Source organism: Klebsiella sp. 2-CIP_Kleb., assembly GCF_050378715.1.
Lineage (GTDB): Bacteria > Pseudomonadota > Gammaproteobacteria > Enterobacterales > Enterobacteriaceae > Klebsiella > Klebsiella quasipneumoniae.
Genome location: NZ_JBNRLG010000001.1, coordinates 676,373 through 689,931, shown reverse-complemented (window position 1 = coordinate 689,931; position 13,559 = coordinate 676,373). Strand labels below are relative to the sequence as shown.

Annotated in this window: 13 protein-coding genes; 3 read left to right on the top strand and 10 right to left on the bottom strand. The window is 58.7% G+C overall.

Going from position 1 to position 13,559, the window contains the following annotated elements; translation table 11 throughout:
* Positions 1-66: 66 nt before the first annotated feature.
* Both ACQUTP_RS03460 and chrA read left to right on the top strand, forming a co-directional pair.
* Positions 67-1,026, top strand: a complete 960-nt coding sequence (locus ACQUTP_RS03460; RefSeq protein ID WP_306738563.1) for a chromate resistance protein ChrB domain-containing protein — start codon at positions 67-69, stop codon at positions 1,024-1,026.
* Positions 995-2,362: a chromate efflux transporter gene (gene chrA, locus ACQUTP_RS03455; protein ID WP_094311864.1), complete on the top strand. Its 1,368-nt coding sequence runs from the start codon at positions 995-997 to the stop codon at positions 2,360-2,362. The genes ACQUTP_RS03460 and chrA overlap by 32 nt, the downstream gene beginning before the upstream one ends.
* A 136-nt stretch (positions 2,363-2,498) precedes the next feature.
* Here chrA and ACQUTP_RS03450 read toward each other — a convergent pair whose 3' ends face one another.
* The 10 genes from ACQUTP_RS03450 to ACQUTP_RS03405 all read right to left on the bottom strand — a co-directional run bounded on the left by ACQUTP_RS03450 (position 2,499) and on the right by ACQUTP_RS03405 (position 12,414).
* A complete protein-coding gene (locus ACQUTP_RS03450) occupies positions 2,499-2,981 on the bottom strand; it encodes a hypothetical protein (protein WP_004202969.1) in 483 nt (160 codons plus the stop codon).
* Between the two features lie 108 nt (positions 2,982-3,089).
* Complete coding sequence (locus tag ACQUTP_RS03445; RefSeq protein WP_428902347.1) at positions 3,090-4,454, bottom strand: patatin-like phospholipase family protein; 1,365 nt, start codon at positions 4,452-4,454, stop codon at positions 3,090-3,092.
* 274 nt (positions 4,455-4,728) lie between these two features.
* A complete protein-coding gene (locus ACQUTP_RS03440) occupies positions 4,729-6,150 on the bottom strand; it encodes an FAD-binding oxidoreductase (protein WP_285754892.1) in 1,422 nt (473 codons plus the stop codon).
* A 26-nt stretch (positions 6,151-6,176) separates the two neighbouring features.
* Positions 6,177-6,992, bottom strand: coding sequence for an ABC transporter permease (locus tag ACQUTP_RS03435; RefSeq protein WP_004202964.1), 816 nt, complete (start codon positions 6,990-6,992; stop codon positions 6,177-6,179).
* A gap of 1 nt (position 6,993) precedes the next feature.
* Positions 6,994-7,824 (bottom strand): ABC transporter ATP-binding protein, encoded by an 831-nt coding sequence (locus tag ACQUTP_RS03430; protein WP_032431880.1) that lies wholly within the window; start codon positions 7,822-7,824, stop codon positions 6,994-6,996.
* Complete coding sequence (locus tag ACQUTP_RS03425; protein ID WP_285754890.1) at positions 7,821-8,804, bottom strand: ABC transporter substrate-binding protein; 984 nt, start codon at positions 8,802-8,804, stop codon at positions 7,821-7,823. Before ACQUTP_RS03425 ends, ACQUTP_RS03430 begins: the two co-directional genes overlap by 4 nt.
* Positions 8,804-9,685 carry a creatininase family protein gene (locus ACQUTP_RS03420; RefSeq protein WP_017899559.1) on the bottom strand — a complete coding sequence of 294 codons (882 nt, stop codon included), beginning with the start codon at positions 9,683-9,685 and terminating at the stop codon, positions 8,804-8,806. Before ACQUTP_RS03420 ends, ACQUTP_RS03425 begins: the two co-directional genes overlap by 1 nt.
* Complete coding sequence (locus tag ACQUTP_RS03415) at positions 9,682-10,161, bottom strand: RidA family protein (RefSeq protein WP_285754889.1); 480 nt, start codon at positions 10,159-10,161, stop codon at positions 9,682-9,684. Before ACQUTP_RS03415 ends, ACQUTP_RS03420 begins: the two co-directional genes overlap by 4 nt.
* The gene (locus tag ACQUTP_RS03410; protein WP_285754887.1) at positions 10,151-11,434 is read right to left on the bottom strand and encodes an amidohydrolase family protein; all 1,284 of its coding nucleotides are present in this window, start codon (positions 11,432-11,434) and stop codon (positions 10,151-10,153) included. Before ACQUTP_RS03410 ends, ACQUTP_RS03415 begins: the two co-directional genes overlap by 11 nt.
* An 11-nt stretch (positions 11,435-11,445) precedes the next feature.
* Positions 11,446-12,414, bottom strand: a complete 969-nt coding sequence (locus ACQUTP_RS03405) for a PDR/VanB family oxidoreductase (RefSeq protein WP_004202954.1) — start codon at positions 12,412-12,414, stop codon at positions 11,446-11,448.
* Positions 12,415-12,621: 207 nt separating this feature from the next.
* Here ACQUTP_RS03405 and ACQUTP_RS03400 point away from each other — a divergent pair, with 207 nt between their 5' ends.
* Positions 12,622-13,521: a LysR family transcriptional regulator gene (locus ACQUTP_RS03400; protein WP_004202952.1), complete on the top strand. Its 900-nt coding sequence runs from the start codon at positions 12,622-12,624 to the stop codon at positions 13,519-13,521.
* The last annotated feature ends 38 nt before the right edge of the window (positions 13,522-13,559 follow it).

The following is a 13,559-nucleotide window of genomic DNA, read 5'->3' as shown; positions in this document are numbered from 1 at the left end:
ATCTTAACCTGCGCGCGAATAAACGTCACACACGCTACATGCTGTAGTAATCTCTACATCATGACAATGCATCTCTTGATCCTTAACCTGACGACGTCTCAAGCCACGCTGCGCATGCGTGTCTGGCGAACCCTGAAGCAGAGCGGGGCGGCGGTCCTGCGCGACGGGGTCTATCTGCTGCCCGACGTGCGCCAGGGCTATGACATTTTCCTCAGCACCTGCCAGGCGATCCGCGCGGAGGGCGGGGCCGGGTATGTGTTTACGATTGAGTCGGCGGAAGAGGAGGCGCTCAGGCCGCTATTCGATCGTCGCGAACAGTATGATGCGCTGTTGCAGGATCTGCTGGCGCTGCAGGAGACGTTATCCGCCGACGGACTGGCGGCTCAGCTCAAACAGCTGCGTAAAATTCAGCGCGACTACCAGCGGATCGCGGCTATCGATTTTTTCCCGGGGGCCGCCCGGGAGCAGGCCGCTGAGCGACTGGCCACCCTCGAGCAGGCGATTAATCAGCGGCTATCGCCGGACGAGCCGCAGGCGGTTGCGGGCGAACTGAGCCTGCTGGATAGAAAGGCCTTTCGCGGCCGTTTGTGGGCCACCCGCCGACGCCCGTGGGTCGATCGTCTGGCCAGCGCCTGGCTAATTCAGCGCTTTATCGACCCTGAGGCGCGATTCCTGTGGCTGGCCGCGCCTGAGGACTGTCCGGCGACGGCGGTTGGTTTTGATTATGACGGGGCGCCGTTCAGCCATGTTGGCACGCGGGTGACCTTCGAGGTTCTGGTCCGGCGCTTTGCTCTGGAGGCCGCGATCCCCGACGCTCTGGGCCGGCTGATCCACTTCCTGGACGTCGGTGGGGTATCCACCCCGGAGGCGGCGGGGGTGGAAAGCATTCTTGCAGGGCTGCGGGAAACCATTACGGACGATGACCAACTGCTGGCGGCAGCCTGCTCGCTGTTCGACGGCTTACTGAAGTCCTGTGAAATGAGGTCTGGTAATCATGAGCAAAACGGTGGTTCTTCCGCAGACTGACAGCCCTTCCGTCGTCGCTTCCGTATCCTTCTGGCAGGCATTTCGCTTCTGGCTGAAGCTCGGCTTCATCAGCTTCGGCGGGCCTGCCGGGCAGATCGCCATGATGCACCAGGAGCTGGTGGATAACCGACGCTGGATCTCGGAAGGGCGATTCCTGCACGCGCTCAACTTTTGTATGGTCCTGCCGGGCCCGGAGGCCCAGCAGCTGGCGACCTATATCGGCTGGCTGATGCATAAAACCTGGGGAGGCATCATCGCCGGGGTGCTGTTTATTTTGCCCTCGCTGGTGTTGCTCATCGCGCTGGCGTGGATCTACCTCGTCTGGGGAGATGTCGCGGTGGTGGCGGGAATTTTTTATGGCATCAAACCCGCCGTGGCGGCGATCGTGCTGCAGGCGGCGCACCGCATCGGCTCGCGGGCGCTGAAAAATGGCGCCTACTGGGCCATTGCCGCCGCAGCCTTTGTCGCTATTTTTGCGCTGAACGTACCTTTTCCGCTGATCGTCCTGACCGCGGCGATCGTCGGGTTTATCGGCGGACGGGTGGCGCCGGCGACCTTCGGCAAAGCCGACGCCCATCGCGCGCAGAGTCAGCCTGGCGGGGCCGCCATCATTGATGACGCGACGCCGATCCCAGCCCACGCCCTGTTCAGCTGGCGGCGCACTGCCCGGGTGCTGATCGCCGGGATACTGCTGTGGCTGGTGCCGATGGCCACCCTGGCGCTAATGCTGGGCTGGGCGCACCCGCTGACCCAGATGAGCTGGTTCTTTACCAAAGCCGCGTTGATGACTTTCGGCGGGGCGTATGCCGTCTTGCCTTACGTTTACCAGGGGGCGGTGACCCACTATGGCTGGCTGACCGCAGGGCAGATGATGGACGGCCTCGCCCTGGGGGAATCCACCCCCGGACCGTTGATCATGGTGGTGACCTTTGTCGGGTTTGTCGGCGGCTACACCAAAGCGGTGTTGGGCGTGGATGATGTGCTGCTGGGGGGCATCGCGGCGGCGTGCCTGGTGACATGGTTTACCTTTTTACCCTCGTTTATCTTTATTCTCGCCGGCGGGCCGTTTATTGAAACCACGCATAATAAAGTGGGATTTACCGCGCCGTTGACCGCCATTACCGCCGCGGTGGTGGGCGTTATCCTGAATCTGGCGCTGTTTTTTATCTGGCATAGCGTCTGGGGACCATCCGGTTTCGACCCATGGTCTGCGGCCATTGCTCTCGCCGCCGCCGGGCTGCTGTTTCGCTATAAGTGGAAGCTGACCTGGGTACTGGCCGCCGCCGCCGCGGTGGGGCTTATCGTCCATATGGCGGGACTGTCCGGCGCAGGGTGAGGTCGGCTTCGGGCTGAAAAGGCGGGAGGCAGGGACGGTATGGGGAAAGGGGCCGATGCCTGCTGAAACAGTCGTCGGCCGGAAGGTGTGGTAATAGCAATGTCTCTATTTCTCAAAGCATCTATAAGACTTCGCGTTACCAAAAGCGAGCTGCGTAATTAAAATGCTTCATCTGATGTTCATCAACATATGAGCTAGTTTCATCGGTGACTACAGGATTTGTGGAGACGGTGTTACCTGAGATATATAACGGGATGCCTGCCTTATTTTTACCTGTGTAAATCCCAGCGTGATCTCCTGGCTTTTTGCCGTTAGACTGGGCGGGATAATCTACTCTTAAAACAATATCGCCAACGGCAATGTCGGAAATATTTATTATTTTTCCGTGCGCTAATGACTCCTGATAGAATTTCGCTACGCTGGCGGTTTTAGGCAGGCCGGGAATACCAGCCTGACAGCTACACCAATAGACGAAAGCCATACACCATGGCGAGCCGGAGGGGCTACCCACGTAGTCGAGATAGGTATTTACCATCGGGCCAGAGTTGCTGTTAAGTGGTTCCTCTTTAACATTAAGCTGACTTCTTGCTGCGTTTATTAAGTCATTACCATTAGGCATGTTCTTATCCTCATCAGGTAGATTGTTAAATTGTGGATGGCAGAGAATGATTTTTTCGAGTTTCGCTCCTTATCTGGCTGAACTTTTCTGTTTTTATCTTTGAAGTATTTATTTGTTCTTGAAGTATCTATTTAATTTTGTAAGGGGAAGGCTTGTCTGATAAGCGGAAGTAATATCTCGCCTGATTTTTTTGTAATTATGCCAATCAAAATTAATAAGAAATTGATAAGCGGTTTCTGCGCCAAGTCTAAACAGTTTAAGTTTGTTGGCATCGCACATACTGAAGTCTAACCAGCCAATGTCTCCAGTGTCTATGAATGATACTAGCTTATTGTAATCAGGGTTTTTTTTAATGAAATCGTAATTCATGGCATGTCTGGCGGTGTTGAACGATTGAGCAAATATATCAAGGATGCTATTAATTTCATGACTGTGATCGTCAAGTTGCAGTTTGACACCAAATGTGGGTCTTGCTGGAATTTTTGTGGGGTTGTGAAAAACATCAATCGGAAAGTTTGACATGATGCCGCCATCAACAAGACAAGCGATAGGTGGCGGAAATCGAGTCGCTAATCTGCTTTGAAAACTAATGCCGGTATATTTTTGCCATTTCAATTGTAGATTATTATCCATATGAGGTATTTTTACCGTGTAGGGCTGAAAAACAAAAGGGATAGACATAGAGCAGCGGCAGAACACCGCGGGATTTACATCGTTCGTTTTTTCCCAGTATAGTTCTGCCATGACAGGAAGTTCAACTTTATATTCGGTGGCTAAATCTGCTGTTATCAGGCATAAATAGTCATGATTTACATCCAGTTCATCAAGGGATTGTTTACCTTCAAGTTGGGATGATTTATCAATGCTGGTGCTTCTAAGCTTCCATCCGTATGGAGTCGTCGCCATTCTTTTTCTAAGATCGTTTACTGTATAAATATTAAAAGATGATAGCTGTTTTTTAAGCCAGGACTCAAATTCATCGCCTCTATTAAGTCCTTGCATTATTTTTAAGTTGTCCGTTGTCGTAAGAAACCTTAAAAATGCACTAAAATATTTAAACCCTGACTTGTTTTTAGAGTTCATTAAGCCTGTGGCGGTATCCATAAATTTCTTTGGGTCATAATCTCCGTCCTTTTTCCCATCAATAAATGTATTTATTGGCATGTTGGCGATCATATCTATTAGGCGTTCGCTTTTTTCTTTTTCAGGTACATCTATGGCAGATAATAACAAGGCGGCAATTGAACCGGCTGACGTGCCTGCGATACCAATGAATCTTATCCCTGCTTGCTCTAAAATATATATGTAACCTACAAGGGCTAATCCGAGGACGCCGCCACCCTCCATTACCAGATCAACGTATTGATGGCCATTTTCATCAATAGTGTCACTGAATTCTTTATTGGACAGGGCGGTGGCTTTATTTTTTATTTCTTCAACTTCTTTTAGGTAGCTATTCACGGATAATGACATTTTAATTTCCTTAGCAACGGATCTGATCATTGTTGATCATACAAGGGAATTTATTGGCCGTTATCAGAAGACCTCTTTTTTGCTCAAAGAGAAAATTGAGAAAATGCTGTGAACAATTTTTAACGGCCGTCTCGTCAACTACAGAAAAGTATAACGGAGGAAACAGAGACACCACTCATTCATATGAATGAGTGACGTAAAAAAACTCGCCGTGCGGGCAGGGGGAAGAGAGACGGGCCCGCTCCGCGTTAGCCCGCACGCGGAGCGGGGGCGATCAGATCGCGGGGCTTTCGCGGGTGGCCCGCGCCAGCGGGTTGCTGTCCAGTTCCAGCTGGTCGCGCAGCGCCCAGCCGCGCAGCTTGCCGGGGTTAAGCAATCCCGCCGGGTCGAGAGATTGTTTAACCGCCACCACGTCAGGGCGAATAACCCCCTGTTTGCCGTCCTCAACCTGCAGCACGTGGGGATTGTTAATTTTGACGTCGTTATCGCGAAATATCTGCATGATCGCGTTGAGACGTTCGGGCGTGGTATAGCGCACCAGCTGCAGACCGCTGGCGGTGAGGTTGCCTTCGATATCGCGCAGAAATTCAATATGGGAGATCACCTCCCCGGCGAAATGCTGCTCCATCTGTAAAATTTGCTGCGGATAGCGCAGCGGATCAAACGCCGTCTGTAGATAGGTCAGCGTATTGTCCACCTTGAGCGCATGCAGGGTGGTGTGGTTCCAGCAGTATTCCATTAACGAGGCGTTTTGCGCCCGGGCCTCGTCGCTGGTCTGACGGATGGCGTTACTCCCGCGATGGCGCGGTAACAGGCTGGCGCAGAGTCCTTCGCTCTCCTCGGCGATCAGGCTGATAACCGCATGCTGGCCGGCGCGGTAACGATCGTTCAGGTGGCTAAAATAATCGGCGATAGGCGTGGCCAGCAGCGCCACCTGGCGCTTCACCAGTCCCGGGGAGCGGACGCAGGCGTTGGCATAGTTCAGCGCATCGGCGAAATCGTCAAACACGTCCAGGCGTTCTATCCACTGGTGCGCGGGAGCCAGAGCCAGCTCAACCTCGAGAATGATGCCGTTGGTGCCGTAGGCGTGATGCAGCAGCAGCGCTTCGGGAGCCGGGACGGTCAGTACGCGAGGGACCGGCTCGACGGTCATCACTTTGACGCTGAGCACATTGCCGGGCGCCGCCAGCGGCCCATAGTTGATGGAGCCGATGCCGCCGAACCCGCCGCCGTAGAGGCCGCCCAGGCTCGCCAGGCGATAGGTCGACGGCATGCAGCGCAGCTCCCATCCCGTTGGGCGGGCGGCGGTTTCGATGTCTGCCAGACGAATGCCGGCCTGGGCGCGCACCGTGCCGTTGCCGAGGGCGACGATCTGGTTGAGTCCGGTCATATCGACCAGCAGCCCGCCTTCGAGGGGGACCAGTTGGCCATAGTTGCCGGTGGCGCTGCCGCGCAGCGTCAGCGGCAGCTGGTGCTGCGCGCAGGCGGCGACCAGCTGGCGCAGCTCCTCTTCGTCGCGTGGGCGAACCACCGCGTCCGCCTGTTTCCCCGCCAGTTGCTCAGTGAGTACCGGACTGAACCAGTGAAAATCGCGGGAAAGCCGTTTGATCTTCGCCGGCTGTAAGGTCCACTCCAGCGTTGGGAGTGCCTGCTGGATCGCCGCGACCGCGTGTTGACGCTGCTCATCAGTCATCATTTTTCTTCCTGTTCGTCAGCAAAATATTAATGAGATTGCACGGCTTCGCTTTCATGCCAGGCGCTGAGCGCCCGGCGCGAAACCCAGGACATCACGCCAAACAGCGCGATCCCGGCGAGAGAGATCAGCAGCAGCGCGGCAAACATCAGCGGAATATCCAGCTGGTAGCCAGCCTGCAGGATCTGATAGGCCAGACCGGTATTGGTCCCGCCGGTCCCGGCGACAAACTCCGCCACCACCGCGCCAATCAGCGACAGCCCGCTGGAAATACGCAGCGCGCCGAAGAAATAGGGCAGCGCCGAGGGGATACGCAGTCGCACCAGCGTTTGCCAGCGGCTGGCGTGATTGAGGCGGAAATAGCTCAGCAGGCCGGGAGAGACGCTGCGCAGTCCCTGGGTGGTATTGGAGATGATGGGGAAGACCGCCATCAGGGTGGCGCACACCACCAGCGAGAGGGTGGCGTCCTTCACCCAGATGATGATCAGCGGGGCGATGGCGACGATCGGCGTCACCTGCAAAAACACGATGTAGGGAAACAGGGCGGTTTCCACAAACCGGTTCTGCACCAGGATAAACGCCACGGCGGCGCCGATGACAATCGACAGCAGAAACGAGATCAGGGTGATCTTAAGGGTAAACAGCAGCGCCAGCAGCAGCGGCGTGAGATGCGTCCACAGGCTGTCCAGCATCACCAGCGGCGACGGCACCAGAAAGGCCGGGATGCGGAAATAGCTTACCGCGCCCTGCCACAGGAGCACCACCGCCACCGCGACGAGGGTCGGATAGAGAATTTTGAGAAAACGCGGATGCTGGATCCACGGCGTTGCGGTTGTGGTTTTCATATTATGGCTCCATACCAGACTGGCTGGCCTGCAACAGACTGTCCTGCAGCTGACGGGCATACAGGGAAAAGGCCGGACTGACGCGGAACGCCTCGCTGCGCGGGAACGGCTCCCGGATGGCAATATCTTCCACCACCCGTCCGGGGCGGGCCGCCATCATGATCACCCGCTGCGAGAGAAACACCGCTTCGTGGATCGAGTGGGTGACGAAGACCACCGTCAGGTTCTGCTCCTGCCACAGACGCAGCAGATCGCTGTCGAGCTTGTTGCGCGTAATTTCATCCAGCGCGCCGAAGGGCTCATCCATCAGCAGCAGCTTTGGTCGGGTGACCAGGCCGCGGGCGATGGAGACGCGCATTTGCATGCCGCCGGAGAGTTCGCGCGGCAGGACGTCGGCGAACTTGCCCAGCCCCACCAGCTCAAGGACTTCACTTACCCGGGTATTACCTTCCGCCCGCGGCACGCCGGCCAGATCCAGCGGCAGCCTGACGTTATTGCGCACGCTGCTCCACGGCATCAGGGTGGCTTCCTGGAAGACGAACGAGAGCGGATGCTGGGCCTTTTCCCGGCTGTCGCGCCGCCACAGCATCAGCTTGCCGTCGCTGGGCTCCACCAGGCCGGCGACCATCTTCAGCAGCGTACTTTTACCGCAGCCGGACGGACCGAGCAGGGTAATGAACTCCCCCTGATTGATGGTCAGGTTGACGGGCAGCAGCGCCCGGGTGCCGTTGCTGTAGATCTTCTCCGCCGACAGCACCTCAATGGCCGGCGTGGCGGAGGCGGGCGTAAAGCGGGTGTCGCTCATCACGGTCAGTTTCGGGGCGGTATTCATGGCATCACTCCGGCGTCTTTGACCATATCCAGGGTGTAAGTCTGCTCAAACGGCACCTTGCTGGCGTCGATCAGTTTGTTTTTCACCAGCATGTCCCAGGTTTTCTTCAGCCGCGGCTCGGTGATGATGCCGATACCGCCGGTCTTAGCATCGCCGCCGGTCACCAGCTGGTAGTGCTTCATCTGGGCAATGCCAAAGGCGATCTGCTCGGCGCCCATTTGCGGATTCGCTTTGCCGATCAGATTGTTGCCGGGGGTGGGATTCTGCAGGTAGCTTTTCCAGCCCTCCATGGAGGCTTTGACGAAGGCCGCCACCGCCGCCGGACGTTTGCGGATGGTGTCCGCCATACAGATGATCGAGTTGCCGTAGGGCGGGTAGCCCCAGTCGCTGAGCGGATAGACATAGAACGGCAGCCCGCCTTTGGCGACGGAGAACGGCTCGGAGGTGACGTAGCCCTGCTGCACCAGATTTTTATCGGCGAGGAACGGCTGGACGTTAAAGGTATAGGGGCGCACTTTGCTGCCAGCCAGACCCAGCTCGCTCTTCGCCCACGGCCAGAAGGAGGTATAGGCCTCGGTGGCGAGCAGGAAGGTTTTGTCTTTAAGCTCAGCCGGGTTGCTTACTTTGTCATGGGTGATAAACACCGTCGGCGAGTGCTGGAACACGGTGGCGACGGTTACCGCATGCACCCCCGCCTGCCAGGTCTCCAGCGCCTGGCCGTTGTCGCCAAGGGTGCAGTCCGCCTGACCGGCCGCCATCAGCTGCATAACGTTGATCTGCGGGCCGCCCATTTTAATTTCGACATCGAGACCGGCGTGTTGGTACAGCCCGGTGGCCTGGGCCTGGTAAAACCCGCCGTGCTCCGCCTGGGCATACCAGTTGGTGAGAAACGTAAACTTCTCCGCCGCGAAGGAGGAGGCTGAGGCCGCGAGGGCGGCCACGGTCAGCAGGGTAAAAACTGGCGTCGATCTGGTATTCATCAGGGCTCCTTGGAATCAGCAGCGATAGAGGGAGGGAGGGACTGGACAAAGCCGTGCCAGTGCTGTTTGCCCCAGGTCGGTTCGCGACGTTCGACCCAGGCCATGCGGTGGATCTCGATGATTGCCTGCGCCCAGCTGGCGGCGAGGGAGTCGAGCAGCCCTTCGCCTTGCTCCCGCGTCGCCGGGGTCGGGTCGCCAATCACCCCGCTGGGGCCAAAGTCATACGCTGCCCATGCCGCCGCCGGGCGGCCTTTCGACAGGGTCGGGCAGGGGAATTCCGGCGGGAAGTTGGCGACCGCCCGCTCCATATGAACGCACTCCGGCGCCAGCGCCAGCATCAGCGCCGTTTCGCTATGGCCGGCGTGCATCGCCATCCGCTGTTCATGCGGGCTGAGAAACTGTTTTTCGCAGTTGGGCACGTTGAACACATCGTGCGGGATGGCGATAAAATCCCCGTGGCGCAGGCGCATTTCCCGGCAGGCGATCTGCAGGATCTGCGGCTGGCCGCCGTGGCCGTTGATCATTAGCAGCTTGCGAAAACCGGCTCGATAGAGAGATTCGGCGATCTCCAGCAGCGTATGCAGCAGCGTATCGCCGCTGAGGGTCAGGGTGCCGGGAAAATGCAGATGCTCCTCTGACTTACCGTAGACGATCGGCGGGATGGCATAGGCCGGGATCGCCGCCGGCAGCCGGGCGAGGGCATGGCCCGCCACGCCGGAAGATATCACGCTGTCCACCGAGCAGGGCAGATGCGGGCCGTGCTGTTCGATCGCCCCGGTAGGGAGGACGATAACCGTATTGCTTTTATCCGGCAGGGCGGCCACGTCCGTCCAGCTCAGAAAAGGGAGAAAGCGCGCTGCAGGAATGTAACCGTTAATCATCGCGGTGCCCCGGAGTGAATTGGCTGGGGTAACCAGACGGTTGCTTCGACTTCAATCAATACCGTGGCGTCGGGCAGCATTTCGCTGACCTGCACCACGGTGGAAACGGGCGGCTGGCCGGGATAAAACAGCTTCCTGACCCTGCTGTAATAGGGAAAATGGTCAAGGTTGCGAAAGTACTGCACCAGCTTGATAACGTCGCTCATCTGCCCTCCCGCGGACTCCACGGTGCGGCGGATGCTTTCCAGTACGTACCAGCTCTGGGCGAGGATCGGCCCCTGTTTCGCATCGGTTGAAAATTCGCCGGTCGCCCCCAGAAGCTCCCGCACCGGCTCAGGCACATCCTGAAAGCCGTTGACGATGGTGCCGGTCAGGGGATTGACCGGAATAATGCCGGAGAGAAAGATAAAATCGCCGGCTCTGCGCCAGGCGGCATACCGCGCCAGCGGCGCCCCCGCGCCTGCTTCAAGACTCATGTGCCATCTCCTCCTGCCACACGCGCCGGTGGGTTAACCTGCCGTGGTTAACCACCAGACGGGCGGCGCTGTTTAAAGGCCAGGTATAACGGTCGCTACCCGGGAAAATCACCACGCTGGCCGCCGCCCCGACGGCAAAGGGCGCCGCGTCTGCCGGCGAACCGGTTAGCGCCGCGCGATCGCAGATCAGCCGCGACTGCCGGTCGAACGGGTCGCTGAGCTGGGCGCTGAACAGGCCGCAGGCCAGGGTGTCCAGCGGGTCGTAGCTTCCCGCCGGACAAAAAGCATCCTGCACGTTGTCGCAGCCGAGCAGGGTGGCCACGCCGGCGGCCTGCGCCTCGTGCAGCAGGGTGATCCCCCGCTGGCGCGGCGTGCGGCCGAACGTCGCATCCTGCAGCAGCAGGTTGGTCATCGGCAGAGCGATAAGGGTGACGCCGTGCGCCGCCAGCTGGCGCAGGATCGGCGCCGCCTGTTCGTCGCTGCCGGCGGCCAGCGCGCAGCCGTGGCTGCAGCAGATATGTCCGGGAAAAGGGTGGCGGGAGAGATGATCCGCCAGCCAGGTCAGCCCCTGAGACACTTCGCTGAGCTCCTCATCAATATGCAAATCCAGATCCAGATCCCAGCGGGCCGCGCTGCACAGCAGATTTTCCATGGCGGCGGCGTCCCAGTTGGAGGAGTGGATGAAGCCGCCCAGCAGGCAGCGCTCCCCGCTGTTGGCGACCGCGCGGGCAATGGCCTCGGCTTCCACCGGATCCTGAAACAGGGGCAGCGGGACCAGCGCCACCCGCTCCAGGGTGATGCCGCCGGTATCGAGGCGGGCGATCTCCTGCCAGGCGTCCGGCGCGTCGGCGTTAAACCAGTCGATATGGCTGCGCAAATGGGTCACGCCATTCGCTGCCGCCCGGGCCAGCGCGGTGGACGCTCGGCGTTGAATATCCGCCCTGGACCAGTGTCGGCGATCCTCATGCATGGCGTGGATCGCCGGCAGCAGCCCGGCCTGCGCTGGACGGCAGCGTTCAATGGTGAATGTCTTGTCCAGATGGGCATGGGGTTCCACCAGGCCGGGGAGCGTCAGGGCTCCCGCCAGGTCCCACAGGCCGGGAGTCGGCTGGTCGGTTGGGGTCAGTGCGGCGATCCGGCCGTCGCGAAAGGCCAGGTCCGCCAGCAGCGGCTCACCGTTGGCCCGCGTCGGCCAGCCGTCGGGCAGCGCCCAGGCCGGGAGTCGGGCGCGGCTGATCCCGACGAGCGGCGCGCAAGAGGAGGGGAACGTCATCGTCAGTCTCCTCACAGATCCAAAACCAGACCCGGCGATTTCGCCCGCGAACAGCAGAGCGTGATCTGGTCGTTGCCGGCTTTCTCTTCCGCCGTCAGCACGCTGTCCCGGTGCTCGGGGATCCCGTCGAGGACCCCGGTAATACAGGAGCCGCACATTCCCTGTTCGCAGGAGAGCATGACCTCGACCCCGGCGTGCTGTAATACCTGAGCAATGGTTTGATCCGCGGCGACCTGCAGACGCTGCCCGCTGGAGGCCAGCTCAATATAAAAAGCGTTTTTCGCCGCAGTATTATTTTCCGCCGCGGGAGTGAAGCGCTCGAATACAAATTGCGACGGCGACCAGCGATATTCATCCATGACCGACCGCAGTCGCTGAATAAAGCCCTCCGGGCCGCAGGCCACCACCGCGGTATCAGGATCGGGCGCGGTTAAGCATGGGGGGATCTGCTGGCGAAACGACTCGCCTTCCTCGCTGCAGTGAATCGCCACCGTGCCGCTCGCGGCCAGCTGAGCCAGGCGCGGGGAGAAGGCGGTCTGGCGCGAGCTGGCGACATAATAATGCAGCTCCAGCTCTCCCTTTCTGGCGGCAATCGCGTCAGCCATCGCCAGCAACGGCGTGATGCCGATACCGCCGGCAAACAGCAGGTAGCGCCCGGCTTGCGGCAGGGGGAAATGGTTGCGCGGCTGCGAAATGGAGAGCCGATCGCCGGCTTTGAGCTGCTGGTGCAAATAGCGTGAGCCGCCGGTGGAAGCGTCCGCCAGCCTGACGCAAACTTCATAGCGATTTCCGCGGTCAGGCATGCCGCACAGGGAATATTGCCGCGGGCCAACGCCGGGAATAATAATATCGATATGCGCCCCGGCGGAGTAGGCCGGTAATATTTCTCCGGCCGCTGCCTGCAATATTAAAGACAGATTTCCCTCTCCGTTAGGCCGTATTTCCCCGACCGAGACCGAAATAAAATCGTGGCTGTGCATTACCGTTTACTCTCCCTCATTCCGCTGTCTGCAGGGCGGCCAGGGTCGGCGAAGAGATAACTCCCCTTCGCGGTGAACTGTCCGGCGTGCAAGAAAATGGGTGAAACGATCGTTTCTCCGCTATGAATGCTACGGTATTGTGATAAAACTGTTGCGTCCAGAGCTTTGATTCGCACAACCCGTTGCAAAAAAGAGAGCACCCAAACGATGTTTGCCTTCTCCCGATTTCTGCTCTATTTCACTGAAGTGGCCCGTCAGGGGTCGTTTCGTAAAGCGTCAGAGGCGCTGCATGTCTCTGCGTCCTCTATCGACCGTCAGATTTTGCGCGTGGAACAGGAGCTGGCGATGCCGCTCTTCGAGCGCCATCCGACCGGGCTGCGGCTGACCGCCGCCGGGGAGCTGCTGCTGCATGCGGCCAATAACTGGAAAAAGGACTTTACCCGGGTCTGTGAGCAGCTGGATGACCTGCGCGGACTGCGGCGCGGGCATGTGCGCATCGCCACCATCGATGCCATTAACCGGCATTTCTTTTCGACGATGCTCAAAGAGGTGCATAAACATTATCCCAACATCTCTTTTACATTGACCACCATCAACAATATCCACATCCAGCAGGCGCTGATCTCCGGCGAGGCGGATTTCGGCATCATGCTCAATCCGCAGACCTCCCGTGAACTGCAGGTGAGGGCGTTTGCCGAAATGAATATGGGGATCGTGGTGCCGACCGGCCATCCGCTGGCCAGCCGCAGCGCTGTGCGCTTTAGCCAGTGCATCGACTACCCGTTTATCCTGCCCTCCGCCCCATTGATGATCAGCGAACCGGTAGAGGCGCTGGTGAACATCAGCGGCAACGAGGTGAAGGAGGTGGCGGTGTCGAATAACATCCACATGATCCGCACCCTGATTAAAGAACAGATGGGTATCGGCATACTGTGCCGGCTGGATATTCTCGATGAGATCGAGTCCGGCCAGCTGGCGTTTGTGCCGCTTACCGATCCGCAGCTTAAGCCTTTCACGCTGGCGCTGTGCGTCTCGCCCGCCCGCCAGCTTTCACTTGCCGCCTCGATGATGTTGAACCAGCTGGAGATGCTCTTCAGCCAGCTGTGAGAGACCGACAGGCACTAAAATCATTCATTAGCGCACCA